The sequence below is a fragment of the Gilvimarinus sp. 1_MG-2023 genome (assembly GCF_030548285.1).
In genome coordinates, this window is the sequence record NZ_JAUOSC010001199.1 from 1 (window position 1) to 261 (window position 261).

The window sequence follows — 261 nt, forward strand, 5'->3', positions numbered from 1 at the left end:
GTACTGGCAGTGAAGTATCGCGAAGTGGATGAACAGGGCAATCATGTTGGTGGCCCCATGTATTACATCAAGAACGGACTGGGTGCCAAATGGGCCTGGATGGGCACCGCTTTTGCGGTTTTTGGTATGGCCGCCGGTTTTGGTATTGGTAATACGGTGCAGTCCAACTCGGTCGCAGCGGTACTGGAGAGCAACTTTGCTCTGCCGAGCTGGATAACCGGCTTGATTCTGATGGTGTTGACAGGCGCTGTACTGTTGGGT

At 53.6% G+C, this 261-nt stretch carries 1 protein-coding gene; it reads left to right on the plus strand.

Annotation, left to right across the window (positions count from 1 at the left end):
- Window positions 1–261 (plus strand): alanine:cation symporter family protein (locus Q4563_RS20665; protein ID WP_303605848.1); only part of this gene is annotated, 261 nt, incomplete at both ends.